The organism is Luteitalea pratensis (assembly GCF_001618865.1).
GTDB classification, from domain to species: Bacteria; Acidobacteriota; Vicinamibacteria; order Vicinamibacterales; family Vicinamibacteraceae; genus Luteitalea; species Luteitalea pratensis.
The window spans coordinates 6,575,583-6,599,661 of record NZ_CP015136.1 but is presented as its reverse complement, the minus strand read 5'-3'; the positions used below and the strand labels follow the sequence as shown (position 1 = coordinate 6,599,661).

Genomic DNA, 24,079 nt, shown 5'->3' with positions numbered 1-24,079 from the left:
ACGCGCGGAGCGCGAAGGTGGCCGAGCCCGGCCCAGGAGGAGTCATGAGTCTCAGAATCCTCGAGGCCACGCTCGGCACGCGTTACGACACGTCGATGACGGCGAGGACTCACACGTTTGCCGCCGACGAACCCGCGGAGGTCGGCGGCACCGACACGGCGCCGACGCCGCTCGAGCTGCTCATGGGCAGTCTCGCCTCATGCACGGCGATCACGCTGCGCATGTACGCGGAGCGCAAGGCATGGCCGCTCGAGGGCGTGGACGTGCAGGTGCACTACACCTCGACGCCGATCCCCTCGTTCGTGAAACACATCACGATGCGCGGCTCCCTCGACGATGGACAGAAGGCACGCCTGCTGGAGATCGCCGAGCGCTGCCCGGTCGCGAAGCTGCTGCGGTCCGGCGTGGCGATGGAGTCACGCCTGCCCGAGTAGTCGCGCAATGGCGGCACGATCGACCTTGCCCCGATCGGTCAGCGGCAGCATACGGGTGACCACGACCACGCGCGGCAGCTTGTAGGCCGCCAACTGGCTGGAGAGCGCCTCGCGGACGGTGCGCGCGTCCCACGCCGCGTCGCTCACGAGGCACGCCCCGAGCGCCTCGCCACGCACCGCATCGTCCACGCCCATGGCCACCGCATCGGATACGCCCGGCAGCGCGCGCAGCGCGGCCTCGACTTCCTGGGGCACTACCTTGCGTCCAGCAACGTTGACGAAGGAGGGCACGCGCCCGGTGAGGACGTGCGTGCCATTGGCGTCGACCCGTGCGTAGTCGCTCGTGAGGAACACGCCATCGAAGTGCGGTGCGTCAGTGCCTGCGTAGCGATCGATCACATTCGGTCCGGACACGCGCACGCGACCGGAACCCTCGGGCGCGTCTGCCTCAGCCACGAGTTCCACGCGCGTCGCCCCGATGGGATGGCCGACCGGCACACGCTCATCGAGGCGGTCCGTACCGTCGAAGCAGATGCCCCCGGTCTCGGTCGAGCCGTAGAACGATCGCACCTTTACGCCCGTGGCCCGATGAAAGGCGGTCACCGTCTCGTACCTCAGGCGCGCGCCAGCCGATACCGCGAGGCGCAGCGAGCAGAGGTGCGACAGGTCCTGGTGCCGCGCGAGGTGCTCGAACATGAACGGCACACCGGGAAAGGTCTCGAGCGCGGCGGACCGGATGTCGGGCGCGACCTGCGTCGGCACGAATTGCGGGCGCAGGAGGACCGGCGTGCCCTGCCAGAGCAGTGGCAGCAGCAGGTTGCCGAAGCCGTAGGAGTGCGAGAGGGGAATCACTCCGATTTGCCTCGTGCCTTGCCGGATGTCCATCGCCTCGACGATGTGGACCACATCGGCGACCAGATGCCGTTCCTCGGTGCAGGTCACACGAGGTTCGCCGGTGCTGCCTGACGTGAGCCTGAGCACGGCCGCGGGCGCGTGCCGTCCCGGTGGAGGCAGCGGCGTCGCCACCCATGCGGCAACGCCATGCCCGATCGGCACGTGGTGGCCTGGTAGGCGCGCAGCAAGGCTATCGTTCGTGTGGCCGTCGACCTTCCGCCTTCGCCAAGGCTCCGGCGGACAAGTCAGGTCGAGCGACAGCGCGGCGCCAAGATCGAGGCCGTCGGGCAGGACCATGGCCGCAGCATCCCAGCGCGCGGCGAGCGCCACGAGTTCGGCCGGCGGCGTGCTGCGGTCCACCGGCATCAGCGTCAGCCCGTCTCGAAGGCAGGCGAGGACCAGCGCCGGCATCACCGACGCGTTGCCGATGTAGGTGACGACCAGTTGGCCTTGCGACAGCCGCTGGGCCGCCAGCGCAGCCGAGAAGTGGCAGGCCTGGGTGTCGATGTCCTGGGCCGTGAGCGTACGCGATTCGCTCGGCGCCATCACGAGCACCTCGCTGCGGCGATCGCGCAGCACGGCCCGGAAGGCCTCGGCAAGTGGCGAGAGGGAAGTCATGCGCGCCTGGGCGATGATAAGCCGTGGAGTATCTCGCCCTACTGCCGCACACCCCACCGATGCGCCTGGTCGAGGACGTCGTCTCCGTCGAGCCAGGCGTGCAGGCGGTGTGCCGTCGCCAGACCCGACAGGGTGATTTCTACTTCCAGGGTCACTTCCCCGATCGACCGGTCGTGCCGGCGGTCGTGCTGATCGAACTGCTGGCGCAGACCGGCGGGCTGGCCGCCGGGGCGCCGCGACCAGGCGAGCCGCACCGACCGCACGCGTTGCGGCTCGCCGCAGTGGACGGCTTCCGCTTCCCGGCAGGATGCGGCGCGGACGTACTGCTCGAAGCGACGGCGCGCATCGCGGGCCGCCTGGGCGGTCTGTTCAAGATCGAAGGCACGGTCACGGCCGACGGCGTCGTCGTCGCGAAGGGGAGTCTCACGCTGGCGGATGTCGGAACGCGAGGGTAGTTCCCCGTGTTCCTTCGTGATGGTCCCTTGTCCCTGGACGCCCTTGTGACTTCTTCCCTCTCCCTCTTCCCTTGATCACCGCAGGGCCGAAGGGCCTACAGTTCTGCGATGCCCTCGATCTCCACGAGGAGGTCGCCACGACACAGTTCCGCCTGTGCGCACTCGATGTCCGGCACGTCTCCATGCCGCTCGGCGATGCGTTCGCGCACCACGTCGAGGTCGTCGGGCCGGACGATGTAGACGCGCAAGCTGGTGAAGCGGGCGACGGCATCGCTGGCGCCGCGCCGCGTTTCGGCGGCGGCGAGCAGTGCATCGAGGTTGTCCAGCGTCTCGACCGTCTGGGCGTCGACGTCGTCGGCGTGCACCGTGAGTTCGCCGCGGATGCTCGCGGTGCCGGCCACCAGCAGCCACCAGGCGCCATGCACCGGGCGCGTCAACTGCGTGGCGCGGGCAAAGCACGGCGGGCGCGGCCCGTAGCGGCGGGAGTACTTGTATGCCGGGACCTGGCGTGGGTTCTCGACGGGCTCGCCGGCATTGTTGGCGGCCAGGCAATGGATCGCGAGCGCACGACCGAGCACGCCCACACCCGAGGCCGACGCCAGCGTGTGATCGAAGTCATTCGGTGAGCCGTGCCAGTGCTCGCACGCCGCAAATCGCCCGCCGTTGAAGACCATGTAGCGATCCAGTCCGGGACCAGAAGGCGTATGGATCTGCGGCACGAAATTCCAGAACCGCACGGGGTGACGCCGTTGGGCGTTGAGGGTGGCCGCTACCGAAAGATATGCGTCGCGCACGTGCTCGTGCAGCCGATCCGGTGATAGCCCATGTGCGTCCGGGATCGTGATCGCGACGTGTGTGAAGTTTGCGCCCGTTCGCACCTCGACGGTGCCATCGAGCGCATTGGTCGTGGAAATGTCTGGTGAGGAGCCCACCAGCGCATCCACCCAGGACGGTGGCAGGGGAGCGAGCGGAGCGAGTGCGATCGGCGTCGTGACGGTAATCTTTGGCATCACTGCACGGCGACCCGGCATCCGCGGGGCGAGCGGTCATAATACCTGAAGATGACCACCGTTCCGTTGGCTGGCAGCGCCCGTGCGCTGTCTCGCGCCTCGCGTCTGCAACGGGCGATTCATGCCCTGCGGACCGAGGGCGATAGCCGCGGTCGCGAGTCGTTCGCGATCGGGCTTGGACTCATGATCGGCTGCACGCCGTTCTGGGGCGTGCACTTCGGCCTGTGCTGGCTGGTAGGCCGGGCGTTCGGCCTGAACCGCCTCAAGATGTACCTCGCCGCCAACGTCATCAACCCCCTCATCCTGCCGCCGTTGTTCTATGCCGAGGTGCAGGCCGGATCACTGGTCCGGCGAGGTCACCTGCTCACCCTGTCATGGGACATGATCACGTCTGGTCGTGTGTGGGATTTTGGCACCGACCTCGTCATCGGCAGTGTGGTCGTCGGATTGATCGTGGGCATCGTCGGCGGTGTCGTGACATACGCTGCGCGACGCCCCGCGCAGGATCCGTTCTTCCAGTTGCTGGTCCGGCGTGCCAGCGATCGCTTTCTCGACTCGGGCATCACGGCGTGGGAGTTCGCGCGCGGCAAATTGTCCGGCGATCCGGTGTATGCCGCGGCGCTCGCCGCGGAGTTCCCTGCCGCCACGGGCACGCTGCTCGATGTCGGGTGCGGGCAAGGGCTCATGCTGGCGCTGGTGGCCGAGGCCCAACACACGGCCGGGCGGGGCGAATGGGATACCACACGGTCCGATCCGCCGCAGTTCACGCGCCTGGTCGGCGTGGAGTTGCGGCCGCGCGTGGCAGGCGTCGCGAAGCGGGCGCTGGAGCACGAGGCGGACATCGTTGCCGGAGATGGGCGGACGGCGGGCTTGCCGGCCGCTGACGTCGTGCTGCTGTTCGATGTGCTGCACCTGATGCCCGATGCCGGCCAACGTGAGTTGCTGCGCGCCATCCGCGCCGTGCTGCCGCACACGGGCCGCTTGCTGGTCCGCGAGGCGGACGCCGACGCCGGCTGGCGCTTCCGCCTCGTCCGCGTCGGCAACACGATGAAGGCATTTCTTACGGGCCACTGGCGGCAACGGTTCCTGTTCCGGTCCCAGACGGCCTGGCGGACGCTCCTGCACGAAGAGGGGTTCGAGGCGCACGTGCAGCCCATGGGCCAGGGCACGCCGTTCGGGAATGTGCTCATCAGTGCCGGCCTCCGACTCGACGGACGTTGACACGCGCCGCCTTCCGACGCATCCTCTGCCAACCCTGAATCGCTGGGACCTCGCGCGGTAGCGCGGGGGAACCTGGTGTGCGCGAGCGGCTGCCGCCTTACCGGCGCCTGCCGACGCGCTGCGTCGTCGCTCGTTTCGGCCGGAGGCCTCCGCCATGCGTGTCGCGCGTCTGCTTGCTCTTGCCCTCATCGCCGCCCTGGCACTCGCTGCGCCTGCGCCTGCCCAGGTGGCAGCGGGCACCTTCGTCGGCACCGTCACCGACAGCGGTGGCGTCGTGCCCGGCGCGACCGTCACCCTGCGCAACGTCAACCGCGGCACGACCACGACCGTCGTGACCGACGATGCCGGCGCCTTCACGGCCCCGTTTCTGGTGCCCGGCACCTATGCCGTCGAAGTCGAGATGCAGGGCTTCAAGAAATGGGTGCGCAGCGACATCGTGCTGGAAGTGAACCAGCGGGCCCGCGTCGACGCGCAGCTCGAAGTCGGTACGCTCGAGGAGACCACGATCGTTGTCGCGACCGCGCCGCTGCTGCGAACGGAGTCGTCAGAAGTCGGCGCGGCGGTCGAGGAGAAGGCGATTCGCGAGCTGCCGCTGAACTCGCGCAACTTCGCGTCGCTGGTGTATCTGGTGCCTGGCGTCACGCCTGGACAGGCCGGGGAGAACCTCTCCGGTGCGAGCACGTTCAACCCGCGCGGCGCGTCGAACTTCAACGCGCTCGGCCATCAGGCGAACACGAACGGCTGGCTGATCGACGGTATCGACAACAACGAGTACACGTTCAACACCGTCATCATCACGCCCTCGGTCGAGTCGGTGCGCGAGTTCAAGGTGCTCACCGGCGTGTTCTCGGCCGAGTTCGGCCGCGGCGCAGGCGTGGTGTCGGTATCCACCAAGTCGGGCAGCAACGAGTTCCACGGCACAGCGTTCGAGTTCTACCGGGACGAGAAGTATGACGCCCGCAATTTCTTCGTCGCCAAGTTGCCCACGCTTGCGCCCAAGCCGCCACTGGACCGCAACCAGTTCGGCGGCGCCATCGGCGGGCCGGTCTTCCGCAACCGCACGTTCTTCTTCTTCGATTACGCGGGCCTGCGCGAGACGCGGGGGTTGGCGTTTGTCAACACCGTGCCGACGGCCGAGACGCGGGTCGGCGACTTCTCCAACTTCCGGAATGCGTCCGGCAACCTGATCCCGATCTACGACCCGCTCAGCACGCGGCCCAACCCGGCCTTCAATCCGGGTGCTCCCGTCAGTGCGAACAACCCGCAGTTCCTGCGCGATCAGTTCCCGGGCAACATCATCCCGGCCAACCGCATCAACCCGGTTGGGCTCAATGTGGCGAGCATCTACCCGCTGCCCAACCAGCCCGGCAACTTCAACAACTACATCACCACGGCCAACCGTGTCTCCGAGGACAACAACATCTCCTTCCGGATCGACCACCGGTTCGGTGAGAGCGACTCAATCTTCTTCCGCTACAACTGGGGCAGCTTCAAGCTGGATGCCCCGCAGGGCCAGGCGGCGTGCTGTCTCGAGACGCCGGCCGAAGCCGCGGCACGATTCGACCTCGGGCCGTGGGTGGCCGGCATCCAGAACACGCGCCTCAAGACGCAGGGCGCCGGCATCAACTACACGCGCGTCATCACCAACACGCTGGTCAATGAGTTGCGCGGCGGCTACGCGCGGACGGTGCCATTCACGTTCCAGTCGGACTTCGGCACGCAGGCGGCGACTTCGCTCGGCATCCAGGGCATCAACATCACCGAGTTCACGACCGGCCTCCCGAACATGAACGTCCAGGATTTCACCGGTCTGAGCGGCGGCCCGGCCTTCCTGCCGGTCAACCCGAAGCAGACACACTGGCAGATCGAGGACAGCCTCAACTGGGTGAGGGGGCGGCACTCGATGAAGTTCGGCTACCGGCTCGTGGATCGCTACGCGTCGCCGTTCACCAACACCGACACCCGCAGCACGCTGACATTCAATGCCAACTTCACGAACAACCCGGTGAACAACGCCGGCGGCACCGGCCTGGCGACCCTGCTCACCGGCTATATGACCACGGCGGCGCGCGGCTTCCTGCTCGAGCCCTACGACCTGCGGATGCAGGAGCACGGCATGTACGTGCAGGACGACTTCAAGATGTCCAACCGCCTGACCGTCAACGCCGGCCTGCGCTACGAGATCTTCACGGCGCCGACCGAAGAGCAGAACCGCATCGTCAACTTCGATCTCGCGAACCTGCAGTTGATCTACGCCGGGGAGAACGGCGCGAGCGACGCGGTGAATCTGAAGACGCGCAAGAACAACTTCGCGCCGCGCCTCGGCCTCACGTATCTACTCACTGATGATTCGCGGACGATCCTGCGCACCGGCTACGGGATCACGTACTTCCCTGTCGCTGCGTCGGCCTCGAACCTGCTCGGGCAGCAGGTGCCCTACACGATCTCGCAGAACGTGAACCCGGAGGTGAACCCGACCAACTGGGCCAACGTGCGGTCAATCGACAACCCCTTCCCGCCAATCCAGCAGGTGAAACCGCAGACGACCGCGGAGCTCAACGCCGCCAATCCACGCGTCCTCGGTCACGGGTTCGAGAACGAGACCCCGTCGGCGCAGCAGTGGCACCTCGGCGTCGAGCGGCAGCTCTTCGGACCTCTGATCGCCGAGCTCGGCTACGTCGGCAGCGCCGGCAAGCACCTCGTCCTCTGCTGGAACCCCAACGAGGTGCAGCCCGGCACGGGATCGCAAGCCTCGCGGCGCCTGCTCCAACCGCTGTCGAACGCCGCCACCATCATCCAGTGCGACCCCCGCAACAGGTCAACCTTCCACGCCCTGCAGACGCGCCTGAACCAGCGGTACGCAAACGGCTTCCAACTGCTCTTCAGCTACACATGGGGCAAGTCGCTCGACTACGGCGGTTCCGCGGCGAGTGGTGGCGGCCAGACCGGGAATCCGCAGACCGTGACCGACATGAATGCCGGCAAGGGTCCCTCCGGGTTCGACGTCCGCCACCGTGCCGTCGTCAGCTCGGTGTATGAACTGCCGTGGGGCCCGAACCGTCCCTGGCTCAATCAGGGCGGGCTGGTCGCCGCGATCGTCGGCGGTTGGCAGACGAGTTCGATCGTCACGGCGACTACCGGGCGGCCGTTCAACTTGGCGCTCGCCGCACCTGTCAACAACGGCGCACCGAGCTGGCCCAACCGCACCGGCTCGGGCCAGCTCGACAATCCAACCGTGGACCTGTGGTTCAACCCCGCGGACTTCGTCGCGCCGCCAGCCAATACCTACGGCGACGTCGGCCGCGGCGTGCTGTACTCGCCGGGGCACCTCAACTTCGATCTGTCGCTGGTCAAGCGATTCTTCATGTTCGGTGGGCGCACGAACGCGCAGATCCGCATCGAGTCGTTCAATCTATTCAACCATCCGGGGTTCGGCTTCCCGAACAACTCGATCGGCTCACCCACGGTCGGACGCATCACGACCACGGTCGTGGACAACCGCAGCATGCAGTTCGCGGTCAAATTCGATTTCTGAACGTAGGGCCGGCTCTCCTTGGGCGCCTAAGCGCGTAGCGCGAAGGTGGCCGAGCCCGGCCCTCGACGCAGCACAGTGGCCTACGGCCTGCAGCCTGCGGCCTACCTCCTGCTCCCCAGGCAGGCTGGAGGTGCGAGGGCAGGGGCTGAACCGAGTCGCCCTGACAGCAAGGAGGTGGATCCATGAAACCGAAGGTCAAGCAACTGCTTACGCCTTCGCCAGCCGGCGTCGACCGCCGTTCGTTCTTCCGCACGCTCGGGCTCACCGCCGGCGCTGCCGCGGCGATGTCACCGTCGGCGGCCGCGGAGGCCGACGCCAACTTCGTGCAGAACAACGTCAAACGCGCATCCGAGCCGTCGAAGCTGCAGATCACCGACCTGCGCATCGCCGTCGTCGAGAAGGCGCCGATGACGTGTCCGTTGATTCGTATCGACACGAATCAGGGGCTGGTCGGCTGGGGTGAGGTCCGCGATGGCGCCACGGAGACGTACGCGCTCGTGCTCAAGAGCCGCCTGCTCGGAGAGAACCCCTGCAGCGTCGATCGCGTGTTCCGCAAGATCAAGCAGTTCGGCGGTCACGCACGACAGGCCGGCGGCGTGTGTGGCGTCGAGATGGCCTGCATGGACCTCGCCGGCAAGGCGTGGGGTGTGCCGGCGTGGCAGATGCTCGGCGGCAAGTTCCGTGACCGGGTGCGTCTGTATGCCGACACGACCGAGACCGACGATCCGAAGGAGCAGGGCCGGCGCCTCAAGGAGCGCATGGATCGTGGCATCACGTACCTGAAACAGGATTTCGGCATCGGCCTGCTCCGCGACAAGCCCGGCATGCTGAGCGCGCCCCTTGGCGCAAGCGTCGGGCAGGGTGGACGGGTGCCCCATCCGTTCACCGGCATCGAGGTCACACCGGCTGGCATCGCATGGCTATCTGACTGGGTGGGCGCGATCCGCGAAGTGATCGGGATGGAGGTTCCGCTGTCGTCCGATCACTACGGCCACATCGGCGTCAACAGCTGCATCCGTCTCGCGAAGGCGATGGAGAAACACAACCTCGCGTGGATGGAGGACATGGTGCCGTGGCAATACGGCGAGCTGATGAAGCAGATCCGCGAGGCCTCCGACATTCCCATCCTCACCGGCGAGGACATCTTCCTGAAGGAGGAGTTCATCAAGCTGATCGACATGGGCGCGGTGGACATGATCCATCCGGACCTGGCCAGCTCCGGCGGCCTCATCGAGACCAAGAAGATCGGTGATTACGCCTTCGAGCACGGCGTCGCCATGGCGATGCACTTTGCCGGCTCACCGATCTCCTTCATGGCCAACGTGCATTGCGCGGCGGCAACCGAGAACTTCGTCGCGCTCGAGCACCATTCGATGGACGTGCCCTGGTGGGAAACCATGGTCACGACGACAGGCGGTGGCCCACTCGTCGAGAAGGGGTACGCCGTGGTGCCTGATGCGCCAGGGCTCGGTATCGACGTGGTCGAGTCCGTGGTGCGGGCCCACCTGCGGCCGGGCAGCGAGTACTTCGCGCCGACGCCGCAGTGGGACAAGCAACCAAGCAACGACCGCCTGTGGAGTTGAAGCCCCCGAACAGGACTGAGGAGTGAAGACAGAGGAGTGAAGACAGAGGAGTGAGGTAGGACGGAAACCAGAGGTTCGAGCGACAGCCTACCTCGCCCCTCGGCCGTCGCTGTTCCCTCGGTCCTCATTCCTCGATCCTTCCTCCGTCCTCCGTCCTCCCTCCTCCGTCCTCGATCCTTTCCGCGATCCCCCACAATCCCGGCGGCCGTCGCTGAAGGTGGCCGCCGAGCCAGACGAGTGCTTCGATCGGGTGGCCCTGCGCGTCGAGGGATCCGCCGAACCACAGCGCGCAGCGCAGCGGGCCTCGCGCCGGGCGGACGTCCTGATGCGGCACGCCCTCCTGCGGGTCGGGGAGCTCGGCCGCTGTCCCGCAGAACCGCGCATCAGACCAGAACACGACCGCGCCTTCCTCGGTCTGGCGCCATGTGGCGAAGGCGAACGGGTACACGGGGGCGAAGTTGCGCGCGGTGGCGAACTGCGCGAGCGAGTCGCGAGCGAATGCGCGTTCACGGTTCGCGTCGTGCGAGAAACGCGGGTGCAGGGTCTTCGACCACCCGTCGATGGCAAACGCGCGTACCGTCCCGTCCGGCAGCCGGTCGTACATGAACCACTCGCGCCACGATCCCCAGGCGGCTTGGACGGCAGTTTCCTGCGGAAGCGTTTCCGTGGCGGCGACATGCGTTACGTAGGCGGCCAGTGCCCGTGTCCGCGTCGTCAGTTTCACCGCAGCGATCACCAGCAGCAGGGCGAGGGTCAGCATCGCTGCCGTGCGCGGCCGGCGCGGCCAGACCCACAGGGCCAGCGCGCCCACCAGCAGCACGCCGATCGCCAGCGGATCGGCCATCGCTACTACCGGCATCGAGAAGGGTTGAGACGTGATCGGCCAGAGCAGCCGAATCGTCGCGCCCGAGTAGGTGTCAAAGAGGACGTGACTCATGGCACCGAGCCAGGCCGCCCACACCAGTGCGTGGAGCGACGTTGCCGGCACCCAGGGCCGCACGACGACCGCGGTGAGGATCGCGACCAGCGGCGTGCCAGCCAGGGAATGCGTGCCGAGCTCGTGCCATCGCAGATAGACGTCCCATCCGACAGCCAGCAGCGCGGCATCGATGTCGGGAGCGATCCCGCCGAGCACCGTTGCCGCGACGACGCCGCGTGGCAGATTGCGCGACGTGCGTACGGCCGCGACCATCCGCCCGAGCATCAGGTGCGAAACCGGGTCCACTCAGCTCGCGTCCTTGCCGGGAATCGGGAGGCTTACGGCCTTCTGGGCCGGGCTCGGAGAGCCGGCCCTACCTTCCAATGCCGATCCACGTTGGGGCGACGCGGCAGCGGCGGCGTCCGACGTGCGACGTTCGGCACTTGGCGTTGGCCGTTCGGCGTGCGGCGTTCCGCGTTCAGCGTTCGTCTCCGGCCGTTCCGCAGTTGGCGGTTCGGCGTCCGGCGTTCCGCCTTCGCCGAGGCTACGGCGGACAAGTCGACGTTCAGCGTTCGTCTCCGGTTGGTCTTCCCAATACCGATAGAACTGGTACCAGCACTCGGGCCGCGCCTCGATCTCGCGTTCGAGCAGTGTCGCCACCTGCTGCGCGGCGCGCAGGACCAGCTCGTCGCGGTTTCCTGCCCGGTCGATGATGATCGGCTCCTGCGGGCGGGCCCGGAAGCGCCCGCGTCCCTCGCGGACGAGGAAAATCGGCACCAGTGGTGCCCCGGTCAGGTACGCGAGCAGGGCAGGGGCGCCCAGGAAGTGCGTACGTCGTCCGAACATCGTCACTGGCACGCGGTCCCGCTCCACGTGCCGATCCATCAACATCGCGACCGTGCGTCCCTCGGTGAGCCGTCGGCGAATCTGCAGCGGCGTATCGAGCGACTGCCGGACCTCGATCGTGTCGGCCTGCAACTCGGTCCGCACGCGATGGCGGATCCAGTTGACGTTCGGATCCGGCTCCGGCATCGCGACGACCGTGAGCGGCACCTGCAAGGCCTTCATCAGGACGGCGCCGGCTTCCCAGTTGCCGAAGTGACCGGTGACCAGGATGACGCCACGCCCGAGCGCGAGGGCATCCGTCAGGCGATCGGCACGCTCGTACGAGAAGCGCTCCAGCACTTGCGCACGCGACCACGAGAGCGATCGCATGAAGTCCATCCAGTCGTCGGTGTACGTGTGGCAGGTGCGATAGGCGCGGCGCCGCAACTGGCCCTCCGATTCGTGCGGGAACACGGCACGCAGGTTGTCGACCAGCGCATCACGCACGCTCGACATCGCATGGCTGACGATCCACGCGCCGGCATGCGCCACCGGCCACGACAGCGGCAGCGGCGCATACCGCGACCCCAGGTAACTGCCGCCGACGATGAACGTCCCGTTCAGCCGGTGCGTGACCCAGCGCACCGGTGCGTTGGTGCTCATGCCGCCGGCCTCCCGCTGCGTCGCAGGAAGCGGTAGACGAGCGCCAGCACGATGTTCCGCGTCGTGTCGCGCACAGGGCGGATCTTGCTGTTCTCGGTGCCGTAGACGGCCTCGATCGGGACACGGGCGATGCGCGCGCCACGGCGTGCCAGCTTCACGACCAGTTCCGTCTCGAACTCGTAGCCGGTCGCCTCGAGCTCGATGTGGCGCAACACGTCGGTGCGCACCACGCGGAAGCCGGACTGCGTGTCCACGAGGTCCACTCCCAGCAGGGTCGCCAGGGCCCAGCTGCCGATCACGTTGGCCCAATAACGCGCCGCCGGCATCTCGTCGCGTACGAACACGCGCTCGCCGATCACCATCGCGGCGCCCGTCGCTTCGGCCGCGGCGAGCAGCCCCGGTATCTCCTGCGGTCGATGCTGCAGGTCGCCATCCATGAACAGGACATGCGTCGCGTCGCCCTCGAACACGCGCGCCAACCCTGCGCGTATGGCTGTGCCCTTGCCGCCGTTGCGGCCCAGGCGCATCACCTCGGCGCCCGCGGCCGCGGCCGCCTCGCCGGTGCCGTCGGTCGATCCGTCGTCCACGACCAGCACTTGCGCGACCCTGGCGGCGGCACCCGCGACGACGCTCGGGATCGTCCGAGCCTCATTGAATGCCGGGATCAGCACGCAGACCTTCACGGCGTCCGCCCCCGGGCGAGAACGACGGCGGGGAGCACCAGCACGGAGGCCAGCAGCGCCGAGGTGATCGTCGCCACCGAGACAAGACCGAGCGAGTGCAACGGCCCGTACGCCGACCACACGAGCGCACCGAAGCCGACGATCGTCGTGCCCCCTGCCAGCAGCAGGGCCGGCCCGACGAGCGACAGCGTCTCCGAGATCCCGGCGTGACCGTCGAGGGTGGGGTGGAGCAGATGGATGCCGTAGTCCACACCGATGCCGAGGAACATCAGGATCGCGAAGACGCTGAACAGGTCGAGCACGACGCCCGCCCACCCGAGCGCGCCGAGCCCCCAGATGATGCCGCAGATGGTGGGGATCAGGGCCAGCAGCGTCGGGCCCACCTTGCGGAACTCGAGCCAGATCAGGAACAGGACGACCAACGCGCCGGCGCCGATACCGGCCGCCAACTCGCGCGGGAATCGTGCCCCCAGCGCCGCGTTGACCATCGGCAGCCCGGTCAGGGTCAGCCGCGCATCGGGCGCAATCGCCGTGTGCAGGGCCGAGAGCGCCGCCGGTGTGGCCGCCGTGGCATACGTCGCGACGAGGTAGTCGGGGCCGTCGCGCCGCACGAACCGGCCGACGATATCGCCGAGGCCATGGCCCTGCAGGCCGTCGAGGGTGAGTGCCTGCGCCGGGTCCAGCACGCGTCCGAGGCGTTCACGGAAAGGAGTGAACGTGCCGGCCACGAAGCCCTGCGCGTCGCCGGCCGCGTCAACGGCGTCAGCCACGGCGCGCTCGTCTGGCGTCGCGACCAACTGCGACCGGCGTGCTGCTTGTACCGTCTGCGATGGCAGGACGACCGTGGGGCCCACATGCGCGAGGCCTTCAGTGGTCCCCAGCCGGCCGTCGAGGGCCTCGTGCGCCTCCAGCAGTGGCTCGAGCGCGGCACCGCGGCTCAACACGAGGTAGACATCCCTGGCCAGGCCGAAGCGCTCGGTGATCTCGGTCTCGAGCGCCAGACCCGCAGTCACCGGACGGAGGCGCTCGACACGAGGGTCGACGTGCAGTTTCGTGAGCCCCCACCCCAGCGGCAGCGAGATCGCGATCGCGAGGGCGAGAATCTCGCGTCGATGGCGGTCGACCCACGGACCGAGTCCGGGCATCGACAGGTCCCGTGACCGCTCCACCCATGCCCTGCCGGGCAGACCCGCGACCAGCACCGTGAGCGTGAAGAACACCGTCAGCAGCATCCCCACGCCGACGACGATGCCGAGCTGCTGCAGGCTCGGGAACGACATGAACGAGAGGCCGAGGAAGGTGGCGGCGGTCGTGACGGCGCCGAGGAGGACGCTGACGCCGATGCCGCCGAGATCGCGCACCGCATCGATCGGCGACAGGCCGCGGGCGAGGCGGTCCCGGTAGGCGACAAACAGCAGTACGAGGCCGTCGTCGCCCAGTCCGAAGAGCATTGCCGATGCACCTGTCGCGGCGGCCGAGAGCTGCACGCCGGCCACCTGGTGCAGGGCGAGCGTGACCAGCGTCCCGAGCAGGATCGGCAGCGTGCCGAAGAGCACGAGCCATGCGTTACGGAACGCGAGGTAGAGCAGGGCCAGCACGCCGACCATCGACCAGAGTGTGTTGCTCGCGGCCTCGCCGCGCATCAGCGACTCGGTCTCGATGGCGGTGCGATGACCACCGGCGACGTCGGTCCGCGGCGGCGATAGATCCTCGTCGGCCCACTGCGGCGCGAATTTCGCGCGTACGCGAGCCTCGGCTCCGGCGACGTCCGCGATCAGCAGGCGCGCGTATGCCGTGTCGAATGGCGGCTGCGTCGGATGCACGACGAGCAACTGTGCGCGGCCGTCCGGAGTGACGTAGCCGTCGGTGCTTGACGGATCGATCCGCAGCACGCCCGCGGCGCCCTGCAGGCGCGCGCTCGTGAGCTCGAACCAGCCGAGCGGATCGCGTTGCGCCATCGCCTTGACGCCGGGCGCGGGCAGCGCGAGCAATTCCCGGGTGCGCGCCACCTGTGCCGGCACGCGTTCGGGCGTCATCCGCGCCAGCGCCTCGGCAAAGCCCGCGTCGTCGAGCAGGAGCAGCTGGCGATCGGTGAGGTAAGCCCAGTCACGCGAGGCGTCGAGCCGGCCGGTGTCGACGCGAGTCACATCGGGCAGCGCTCGAAAGCCATCGGCGAGCGCGTCCACATAGTCGCGGTAATCGGCGATCGCGCCGTCGGACGGCGCCTCGACGAACACGTAGAGCGTGTCGAGGCTGCCGAAGCGCTCGAGGTACGTCTCGAAGGCGTCGACGGCGCCGGACTCGCGCGGCATCAGCTGCAGCACGTCGGTTCCGAAGCGGATGCGCAGCACTGGCACCAGGCTGGCGATGGTCAACGCAGCGGCGAGCACGAGCACGAGGCCGCGGCGCGCGCGGGCCCCGGTCATGAGGGCCTGAACCAGACGAGTCACGAGGAGAGCATCACGGTTCGCGTCGCCCGATCAGCGCCGGGCGGCCGTGGCGAACGCATCGGGTGCGACGGGAGGATTGATGCGTACGTCGCTGAACTCCATCAGCCGCGTGTCGCCGCCGGGATACTCCAACTTCAGGGCGTGCAGGACGAGTGAGCCCTGGTCGATCCACAGGTCCACGCGCGAGACGCTCTCCCCCATTTGTTTGCGCTTCGGCGTGAACGTCACCCGCCACGATCCGACCCGGTCCCGCGCCTCCGCCGCCACGATATCGAAGTGCTTGCGGAGTTCCGCCGGTGTCGACATCACGAGGAAGCGCTCGGTGCGCCGCATCATGCCGCTGATGTCGCGTGTCTCCCTGAGGTTGCGGGCCGGCCACTCCAGGGCCAGCGTATTGCCGTCCACGATCACGGTTCGCGCATCGGCGCCGGTATAGGTGAGGCGGACCTGGCGCGGGCGCCGACCCACGAGCGTGCCGCGCGCCACGTGGGGCGCCTTCAGCAACGTGGAGGTCGTCGTCTCGACAAAGGAGGCGGACACGGTGGTCAGCGTCTTCTCGACGGGGGCTCCCCGCCGATAGATCTCGTCGAACAGGTCGCCGCCGGAGGCGGGCGAGAGACCTCCTTGTCCGACGGGGGCGACGCGCGCTGTGGCCGCTGCCGCGCTGGCCATCCCGAGGGCCATCGCTGTGGCGAAGACACGGCGAAGCGCCCGTTGTAGAGCCATCAATCGAAATGTTAACGTACCCGCCGTGCAACGACGGGCCGCAATCACTGGTGTTGCTGCCTGTTCCAGCCTCGGCCAGACTGCCGCGTTTCTCGACGCCATGCTCGAGGGGCGGTCGGGCATCCGCCCCATCACGACATTCGATGTCTCTGCGCGCCGTGCACGGCAGGCGGCGGAGTTGTCGGACTTCGACCCGGCTGCCTTCGTCCACCCGATGAAGCTGCGGCGCATGGACGAGGTCGGCGCTCTCTCGGTCGCCACTGCGCGTCTCGCGCTCGAGTCGGCCGGCTTGCCACGCACGAGCGAGGGCCATGACGACATCGGCGTCGTCTTGGGCACGAGCACGTGCGGCGTCCACTCGACGGGCGAGTTCCTCGACCGCCTTCTCGAACTCGGACCCGCAGGCGCGCCACCGATGCTGTTCAGCAACACGGTGGGCAACGCCGCAGCCAGCCTGATCGCACTGGAGGAGAAGCTGCGCGGTCCGAACACGACGGTGAGCTACAAGGAGGCATCGGGGCTCGCGGCGCTGGCGCTGGCCACCGACCTCGTCCGCGCCGGCAAGGCCGGTGCATTGGTCACCGGCGGCGCCGAGGACATCTACGACCTCTACTTCGAGGTGCACGACTGGTTCGGCGTCCTCTCGCACGACGGTGCATTTCCCGAAGGTGCGCGGCCGTTCGACCGCACGAGGAACGGTTTCGTGATGGGCGAGGGCGGCTTTGTCGCGATCATCGAGGAACGTGGCCGCGCCGAGGTTCGCCAAGCGCCGGTGCTCGCCGAGGTGGTCGGCCTCGGCGCTACTTCGGGCCTGACGGCGCTCAACGCCTGGCCCACGGAGGCGGCACCACTGGTGCGCTGCATGCGCGCCGCGCTCGAAGAGGGTGGGGTCACACCCGCACAGGTCGGCGCCGTCTATGCGGCGGCCAACGGGTCGGTGGACTTCGATCGCCTGGAAGCGCAGGCCATCGCCGAGGTCTTCGGCGGCCGACCGGTGCGCACCACGTCGGTCAAGGGCGCGATCGGCGAGGGCGGCATGTCCGGAGCGGCCTCGCTCGTCACGGCCGTCCTGGCGGCCGGTCGCGGCGTCGTGGCGCCGACGGCCGGGCTGACCGATCCCGATCCGTCCTGCGGTTCCCTCGGGTGGGTGATTGCGACGCCGCAATCGCTCGAGTCGCCCTACGTGCTGGTGAACAGCTTCGCCAGCGGCGGTACCAACTACTGCCTTCTGCTTCACATCAACTGACGCTCCGGCACGGGTCACCGGCATCTCTGAGCGCGAGGTTCCGGTCCAGCAAGCTCGACCGCTACGCGTGGTGTAGCCGTCGGGCTTGCCAGACGGGCACCGCGAATGCCCGGGCGCCATCTCGCAGCGTTGGTCGGGTGAGGCCGGGCTCGGAGAGCCGGCCCTACCAAACTCGGAGAGCCGGCCCTACCAAACCCGAGACCAATTCCCAGTCCCGATTCCCGCGCCCTACCCGAGTCTCCGATCCGCGATCCGCGATCCGCGATCCGCGACCCGGTACCCGGCACCCGGTACCCGGCACCCGGTACCCGGTACCCGGTACCCGGTACCCGGTACCCGTTACCCGTTACCCGCTTCTACCTTGGTATAGACTGTGCTTTCGGCGGCGCCGCCCGGGCGCCGCATGGGACCTGCGTGCCGTACGAATCGCTTGCCCTGTCTGGCCGGGTCGCGCTGGTCACAGGGGGATCGCGTGGCATCGGCCGTGCCATTGTCGAAATGCTGGCCCGTCGCGGCGCGGCGGTGGCCTTCTCGTATCGAGAACGCGAGGACGCGGCACACGACCTCGTCCGGATGCTGACGGCGGCGGGGGCGCGCGCCTGGGCCGGTCCATGCGACGTCGCCGATCAGGCGCAGGTCCAGCGCCTCGTCGCTGACGCCTCTGCCGCGCTCGGGCCGGTCGACATCCTCGTGAACAACGCCGGGGTCGCGCGCGACGGGTACCTGATGATGATGGACCGCGCGGAATGGGACGCCGTGCTGCGCCCCAATCTCGACGGCGCGTTCTTCTGCACGCGAGCCGTGGTCCGCGGCATGCTGGTCCGGAAGTGGGGGCGCGTCATCAGCCTCACGTCGCCGAGCGCGGTGGCGGGGCTGCCCGGACAGGCGAACTACGCGGCGTCCAAGGGCGGTCTGATCGGGCTGACCCGGACGCTGTCACGCGAGCTGGCCCCCAACGGGGTGCTCGTCAACGCGGTCATGCCCGGGCTCATCGAGACCGACATGACCGCGGCAATACCCGAGGCGACGCGCGCGGCGCACGTGCGCAACGTCCCCGTCGGGCGGCTGGGCACTGCGGCCGAGGTGGCCGAGCTGGTGGCGTTCCTGTGTTCCGACGCGGCCGCATACGTCACCGGGCAGGTGATTGGCGTCGACGGCGGACTCGTGTAAGGCATTCATGACTGATCTTCGTAGCGACATCAAGGCCGCGATCGTGCGTGCCCTCAAGCTGCCCATCTCGGCCGACGACATCGACAGCGCGGCGCCCCTGTTCGGGGCTGGCCTCGGGCTGGACTCGATCGATGCCCTCGAACTGGTGCTCGAGATCGAGCGTTCCTTCGGCGTCGTCATCGGCGACGAGGAGACCGGCGGCAAGGTGCTGCAGTCGGTGGATGCGCTCGCCCATTACATCGAAACGCAGAAGAAGACCGCTTAGCGCTTGACGGTTGACGCTAGACGCTTGACGCTTGACGCTTGGTCACACAGTGCGAAGCCTTCGGCATTCTGCGTCAGTCGGTTGAACGTGAGGCGTCAGGCGTGAAGTGTGAAGCGTTAGGCGTTAGGCGTTAGGCGTTATGGCAATCAACGCCTTTACCGTCGACGTCGAGGACTGGTTCCACATCTGTGGCGTGGACGATCGGCTGCCGTCCTCCGCCTGGGAGGGCCTCGAGAGCCGGGTGTTGCCGACGACGCGCGGGTTGCTCGAGGACCTCGCGGCGGCAGGACATCGCGGTACGTTCATGATCGTCGGGTGGGTCGCCGGGCATTTCCCCGAACTGGTGCGCGAGATTCGCGATGCCGGTCATGAGATCGGCCTGCACGGCCACTGGCATCGCCGGGTCTACGAACTGTCGCCCGACGGCTTCCGCGAGGACCTGCGCCTGAACATCGCCGCGCTGCGCGCTGCCGGTGCCGGTCCCATCGTCTCGTTCCGGGCACCGGAATGGTCCCTGAACCAGCGCGCGCCCTGGGCGTTGCCGATCCTCGTCGAAGAAGGACTGCGCATCGACGCCAGCCGGGCGCCCGTGGCGCGTGTCGGGTCGCCGTCGTATCCACGTCGGCCGCATCCGATTGCTACCGTGGCCGGAGCACTGCTCGAAGTGCCGCCGCTCGTGGGACACCTCGCCGGGCACGCCGTGCCGCTCGGTTGGGGATGGGGCCTGCGCAAGGCCGAACCCGCGACGGTCATCGCCGCCATTGCCGCGAACAACCGTCAGGGCGACCCGGCCGTCCTTACAGTGCATCCATGGGAGATCGATCCGGCGCCGCCGTCCATCCGCCTGCCGGCGTCCCTCGCGTTCTCCCACTACTACCGGCTGTCGGGCTTCCGCATGCGTTTGCGCGAGGTCCTGGCAGGCGCGCAATTTGGTCCCCTGTGCGAGCTTCCGGACGCCGAGGCATGGCTGCGCGCCTGATTGGCGCGCCGCTGCTGGCCGTCGTCTGCCTCGCTGCGACGGCGGCGGGCCAGGGTGAGCCGCCGAGACTGCCGCGCCTCGTCTTCGATATCGACGGCGGTGTCGTACCCACGAAGCCCCGGGAACTGCCAGGAGCTACCCGGCTCGTGATCGATGCCACCGATCCAGGCGAGGTCGCCGCACGCGTCGCTGCCACGGCCGGCTGGCCGGTCTGGCTGACCCTTGCCGGCACCGACACCGCATCGATTGATCCCGCCACGTGGCCCGATCGCGTTCGCGCCATCGTCGCTGCCGTGCCGACGATCGCGGCCGTGGAACTGCAGGCCGACGGTCTCGACCCAAGACGCACGGCGTTCCTGATCAAGGTGGCGGCGGCGCAGATTCGCGCCCGCTCCGCCACGGTCCCTATCGTGCTGGGAGGCGGCGCCGCCGCTGGCGATCGGCGCGATGCGGTCGTCACTGCGGACGTCGCGCCGTCGATCGACGGCTACGTCATCGCTCCCGGAGCGGACCCGTTGCCAGCGGCAGCCTGGGTCGCCGATCACGATCCCGGCGCGTCACTGGTGACGCTGGACGCGGTGGTGCCTGATGCCGGTGCGGCGCGAACGTTCCTGGCCGACGCCGTCGAAGGCCTCGGCCTCCCGGTCACCACCCGCGGGTATCGGCTGTCTGCCACAGCCGTGCGCGACGTGCTTCCCGTGGCAGCCCGGTTGCGCGACGTCCATGCAGGCGACGTCGTGGCAGTCACCGTTGCGGAGGGCGCGCTCTCGGTGCACGCCGATGGTGCCGAGGTGACCGCGGCGCGCCGCTGGCGAGTGCTGTACAACCTCGACACGCTGGGCACGCTGCTGGTGATCGACGGCGATGCCACGCGCGAGGATCGCCTCGATGTGTCGCTCGTGGTCCCGTCGGCCGGCGCCGTCGTCGTACGTGATCCCCTGACAGGACGAGACCGTCCGGCGCTGCGCATGCGTCGAGACGCTGCGGCGCAGCGGACGGAGGCGACGGTGGTGCTGCCTGGGCCTGGACCGTGGCTGGTGGACTTCAATCGCGGCGCCGAGGCCGGGTTCATCCAGCGCGAGGACGTCACCGCCGAGACGGCGCTGTCGGCCGAGGAGATCCTTGCCCGTCACCAGGCGCGCCAGGCTGCCGAGCGCGAGCGGTCGCCCCGCTACGTGATGAACGGCCGCATCCAGCAGTATTTCAGGCCGTCGGTCACCGATCCCGGCTTCGACGTGATCACCGAGAACCGCTTCTTCGTCGATCGCGTCGAGGGCACCGAGTGGGAAGAGCGCGATTTCAGCGTCAATGGCGCGCACTTTGGCGAGCCGCGACCGCCGTTCCCGCTGCTGCAAGCGGAAAAAGTGCTGACGCCTCCGCTGGCCATCGAGCTCGACGCCCGCTACCGCTATCGCCTGCAGGGCACCGGCACGGTGAACGGGCGCAACGCATGGATCATCGCGTTCGAGCCGCAGGTGCGCACCGAGTCGCTGTATCGGGGCACGGTGTGGATCGATCGCGAGACGTTCGCGCGCCTGCGCCAGCACGCCGCGCAGACGGGGTTGTCGGCACCGGTGATTTCCAACGACGAGACGCAGGACTTCTCGCCCGTGCGCACGGCCGCTGGTGAGGAGGTCTGGCTGCCGTCGCGCATCTACAACCAGCAACTGTTCCTCATCGCTGGCCGCAACCTGCTCGTCGAGCGGCGTATCACCTTCACCGACTACGAGGTCGCGCCGGGCGACTTTGCCGGACAGCGCCAGGAGGCGCGGGGCGGCGAGAAGACCATGTACCGCGACACGAACGTGGGCGTGCGCTACTTCATCAAGGAAGGCGACCAGCGTGTCGTGAGCGACATCGCCACCACGCGCGCCAAGGCACTCGCGCTGGGCGTGACGATCGATCCCGGCTTCGAATTCCCGTTGCCGATCGGCGGCATCAACTACCTGAACTTCAAGTTCATGGGCCGTTCCGATACGCAGGTGGCCGTGCTGTTTGCCGGCGTGCTGGCGGCAGGCAACATCCAGCGGCCGAAGGCGATTGCCGGCCGCATCGACGCGTCAGTCGACTTCTTCGCGATCGCGCCGCCGTCCACCGATCGCGTGTTCGGACCGGGTGGCGAACGCGAGGAGCAGAGTCTCCTGACGTGGCCGATGTCGACTGGCCTGAATCTCGGCTGGCAGGCGTCGACCTACCAGCGCGTGTCGGGACAGTACCTGTGCCGCTTCGATGGCTACGTGCGCGACTCGACGACCAGTGCGGGCTACGTCACCCCGACGAGTACGGTGACCAACGGATTCGGGCTGCTGTACGAATACCGGCGTGGCGGGTACGCGCTGACAGCCAACGGCACCTGGTCGGGCCGCATGTCGTGGCGGCCGTGGGGCGAGCCGGACGCGCTAGTGCAGACCCCGGCGTCCTACGTGAAGTACCAGGGCTCGGCCACGAAGGTGTTCTACCTCGGTCCGTTCAGCAAGGTCATCGTCAACGGCGCGTGGTTCGGCGGCGACCGGCTCGATCGCTTCAGCCAGTACCAGTTCGGCCTGTTCGACGACACGAAGATCCACGGCGTACCCTCGGCCGGTGTGCGCTACGGCGAATTGGCGATGGCGCGCGCCCAGTACTCGTTCAACCTCCTCGACCAGTACCGCACGGACCTGTTTGTGGATCAGGCGTGGGGGCGGGTCCGCGCACATGGGGTCCCCGGTCTCGTCGACGTGCCCTGGGAGCCATTGACGGGGGTTGGCGTGGCTTTCAACCTACGCATTCCGGGCCGCGTTGCGTTCCTGCGCGGCGAGGTCGGCCACAGCTTCCTGCCGGGCCGATACGATGGGCTGGGCTCGACGACGGTCCAGATCATGTTGTTGAAACCCCTCAACTGAAGAACGCCTAACGCCGAACGCTCGACGTTTGACAAATGCTCGACTTGCGGCGTCGCTCGACATCCGCGCGTCGAGCTGAAGCTCGACGCCTACAGTCGGCCTGCCGCGGGAGAATGCCTCCAGTCTGCCCCGTTCACCCGGCGACTGCGCCCCGAGGTAGTGTCCGACGGCTTCGCCGACGACTGTAGCCGTCGACCTTCAGGTCGACGGATCGGGATCACTGCCGCTACCGTCCTCGGCCAATATCTGCAATCCTGCGAGTGGATGTCTGACCAGAAGCGGATTGCCATCACCGGCATCGGCATGGTCTGCGCGCTCGGCACGCAGCGCGAAGCCGTGTGGGAACACATGCTGGCGGGACAGTGCGGCATCGGCCCGGTGACGTTGTTCGAAACGGACGGCTACCGCAGCCGCATCGCGGCCGAGGTCGATCTCTCCGACGTGCAGGCGCGGTTCACGCCGTACCAGCGGCGGCGATGGTCGCGCAGCGACATGATGGGTGTGGTCGCGGCGGAGGAGGCGATCGAGGACGCCGGACTGCTCGACAGCGGCATCGATCGCGCACGCGTCGGCGTGCTGCTCGGTGCCGGGACCGGCGACCTGATGCGCAATGAGTCGTTCTTCTTCACGATGCGGCGCGAAGGCATCGACCGCGCCCGGCCGACCTGGATACACCATCACTTCTCGAGCACGCCGGTCGACGTCGTCGCCGCGCATTTCGGGCTGGAGGGACTGCGGTCGTGCCTGATGGCCGCGTGCTCGTCGAGCACGATCGCCATCGGGCAGGCGGTGGACGCGATTCGTCGCGGCCGCCTCGACGCGGCGCTGGCGGGGGGCACCGACGCGCTGTCGCGGCTGACGTTTGCCGGGTTCAATGCCCTGCGCCTGATGGACCCGCAGCCGTGCCGTCCGTTCGACGCAGGCCGGCAAGGGATGAACATCGGCGAAGGCGCGGCCATCCTCGTGCTCGAGGGCTGGGAACGCGCGACCCGGCGGGGCGCGCACATCTACGCGGAACTGGCGGGCTACAGCTTCACCTGCGAGGCGTACCATCCGACGACGCCGGAGCCCGAAGGCCAGGCCATTGCATCCACGATCCGCGCCGCCCTCGACGATGCGCGTGTGAACGCCGGGGAGGTGACGCACGTGAACGCGCACGGCACGGCGACGCCGCAGAACGACAAGGCAGAAGCACGCGGTGTGCGCGTCGTCTTCGGCGACCGCGCAAACGTGCTCCCGGTCACGTCGCTCAAGGCGATGCTCGGGCACTGCCTCGGGGCGGCAGGCGCCATGGAAGCCGCGGCGCTTGCCCTGACCATCGACCGCGGCTGCATTCCGCCAACGATTCATCACGACACGACCGATCCGGAGTGCCCGGTCGATCTCGTGGCGAACTCCCCGCGCGAGGTCCGGGTCCCGTGCGCCGTCTCCACGTCACTCGCATTCGGCGGCAACGATTCGGCGCTGGTCCTGAAGCACGTTTGACCAACGTCGCCTTGGGTGAGGGTAGGGATGCCTCTC

18 protein-coding genes are annotated in these 24,079 nt (G+C 68.3%); 11 read left to right on the top strand and 7 right to left on the bottom strand.

Annotation, left to right across the window (positions count from 1 at the left end):
* Positions 1-44: 44 nt before the first annotated feature.
* Positions 45-434, top strand: a complete 390-nt coding sequence (locus LuPra_RS27775) for an OsmC family protein (RefSeq protein WP_110173779.1) — start codon at positions 45-47, stop codon at positions 432-434.
* Here the strand turns inward: LuPra_RS27775 and LuPra_RS27770 are convergent.
* A complete protein-coding gene (locus LuPra_RS27770) occupies positions 417-1,946 on the bottom strand; it encodes a class I adenylate-forming enzyme family protein (RefSeq protein ID WP_110173778.1) in 1,530 nt (509 codons plus the stop codon). The genes LuPra_RS27775 and LuPra_RS27770 overlap by 18 nt on opposite strands.
* A gap of 23 nt (positions 1,947-1,969) precedes the next feature.
* On the opposite strand from LuPra_RS27770, the gene LuPra_RS27765 reads away from it, so the two are divergent.
* Complete coding sequence (locus tag LuPra_RS27765) at positions 1,970-2,401, top strand: 3-hydroxyacyl-ACP dehydratase FabZ family protein (protein WP_110173777.1); 432 nt, start codon at positions 1,970-1,972, stop codon at positions 2,399-2,401.
* Between the two features lie 95 nt (positions 2,402-2,496).
* Here the strand turns inward: LuPra_RS27765 and LuPra_RS27760 are convergent, their stop codons facing one another.
* Positions 2,497-3,411: a chorismate transformation FkbO/Hyg5 family protein gene (locus tag LuPra_RS27760; RefSeq protein WP_157899773.1), complete on the bottom strand. Its 915-nt coding sequence runs from the start codon at positions 3,409-3,411 to the stop codon at positions 2,497-2,499.
* Positions 3,412-3,462: 51 nt separating this feature from the next.
* On the opposite strand from LuPra_RS27760, the gene LuPra_RS27755 reads away from it, so the two are divergent.
* The 3 genes from LuPra_RS27755 (at position 3,463) to LuPra_RS27745 (ending at position 9,750) form a co-directional block, all read left to right on the top strand.
* Entirely contained in the window at positions 3,463-4,632 is a 1,170-nt protein-coding gene (locus tag LuPra_RS27755; RefSeq protein ID WP_110173775.1) for a DUF2062 domain-containing protein, read from the top strand.
* Positions 4,633-4,786: 154 nt separating this feature from the next.
* Positions 4,787-8,167 (top strand): TonB-dependent receptor domain-containing protein, encoded by a 3,381-nt coding sequence (locus LuPra_RS27750; RefSeq protein ID WP_110173774.1) that lies wholly within the window; start codon positions 4,787-4,789, stop codon positions 8,165-8,167.
* Between the two features lie 182 nt (positions 8,168-8,349).
* Positions 8,350-9,750, top strand: a complete 1,401-nt coding sequence (locus LuPra_RS27745) for a mandelate racemase/muconate lactonizing enzyme family protein (RefSeq protein ID WP_110173773.1) — start codon at positions 8,350-8,352, stop codon at positions 9,748-9,750.
* A gap of 124 nt (positions 9,751-9,874) precedes the next feature.
* On the opposite strand, the gene LuPra_RS27740 is transcribed toward LuPra_RS27745, so the two are convergent.
* The 5 genes from LuPra_RS27740 to LuPra_RS27720 are packed head-to-tail and all read right to left on the bottom strand — an operon-like array spanning position 9,875 to position 16,016.
* Positions 9,875-10,975, bottom strand: a complete 1,101-nt coding sequence (locus LuPra_RS27740; RefSeq protein ID WP_110173772.1) for a metal-dependent hydrolase — start codon at positions 10,973-10,975, stop codon at positions 9,875-9,877.
* Positions 10,976-12,157 carry a lysophospholipid acyltransferase family protein gene (locus LuPra_RS27735; protein ID WP_110173771.1) on the bottom strand — a complete coding sequence of 394 codons (1,182 nt, stop codon included), beginning with the start codon at positions 12,155-12,157 and terminating at the stop codon, positions 10,976-10,978. It lies immediately after the preceding gene.
* A complete protein-coding gene (locus LuPra_RS27730) occupies positions 12,154-12,840 on the bottom strand; it encodes a glycosyltransferase family 2 protein (protein WP_110173770.1) in 687 nt (228 codons plus the stop codon). The genes LuPra_RS27735 and LuPra_RS27730 overlap by 4 nt, the downstream gene beginning before the upstream one ends.
* Positions 12,837-15,290 carry an efflux RND transporter permease subunit gene (locus tag LuPra_RS27725; RefSeq protein ID WP_157899771.1) on the bottom strand — a complete coding sequence of 818 codons (2,454 nt, stop codon included), beginning with the start codon at positions 15,288-15,290 and terminating at the stop codon, positions 12,837-12,839. The genes LuPra_RS27730 and LuPra_RS27725 overlap by 4 nt, the downstream gene beginning before the upstream one ends.
* A 30-nt stretch (positions 15,291-15,320) precedes the next feature.
* On the bottom strand, positions 15,321-16,016 hold the full coding sequence (locus tag LuPra_RS27720; protein ID WP_157899770.1) for a LolA family protein: 696 nt from the start codon (positions 16,014-16,016) through the stop codon (positions 15,321-15,323).
* Between the two features lie 25 nt (positions 16,017-16,041).
* Here LuPra_RS27720 and LuPra_RS27715 point away from each other — a divergent pair, with 25 nt between their 5' ends.
* From LuPra_RS27715 to LuPra_RS27690, 6 genes are all read left to right on the top strand, one after another.
* Positions 16,042-17,262 (top strand): beta-ketoacyl-[acyl-carrier-protein] synthase family protein, encoded by a 1,221-nt coding sequence (locus tag LuPra_RS27715; RefSeq protein ID WP_162472848.1) that lies wholly within the window; start codon positions 16,042-16,044, stop codon positions 17,260-17,262.
* Positions 17,263-17,676: 414 nt separating this feature from the next.
* Entirely contained in the window at positions 17,677-18,432 is a 756-nt protein-coding gene (locus tag LuPra_RS27710) for a 3-oxoacyl-ACP reductase family protein (RefSeq protein WP_110173766.1), read from the top strand.
* Between the two features lie 7 nt (positions 18,433-18,439).
* Positions 18,440-18,697, top strand: coding sequence for a phosphopantetheine-binding protein (locus tag LuPra_RS27705; protein ID WP_110173765.1), 258 nt, complete (start codon positions 18,440-18,442; stop codon positions 18,695-18,697).
* 139 nt (positions 18,698-18,836) lie between these two features.
* Complete coding sequence (locus LuPra_RS27700; RefSeq protein WP_110173764.1) at positions 18,837-19,676, top strand: polysaccharide deacetylase family protein; 840 nt, start codon at positions 18,837-18,839, stop codon at positions 19,674-19,676.
* The gene (locus LuPra_RS27695; protein WP_110173763.1) at positions 19,661-22,558 is read left to right on the top strand and encodes a LolA-like protein; all 2,898 of its coding nucleotides are present in this window, start codon (positions 19,661-19,663) and stop codon (positions 22,556-22,558) included. The genes LuPra_RS27700 and LuPra_RS27695 overlap by 16 nt, the downstream gene beginning before the upstream one ends.
* Positions 22,559-22,822: 264 nt before the next feature.
* Entirely contained in the window at positions 22,823-24,043 is a 1,221-nt protein-coding gene (locus LuPra_RS27690; RefSeq protein ID WP_110173762.1) for a beta-ketoacyl-[acyl-carrier-protein] synthase family protein, read from the top strand.
* Positions 24,044-24,079: the final 36 nt, after the last annotated feature.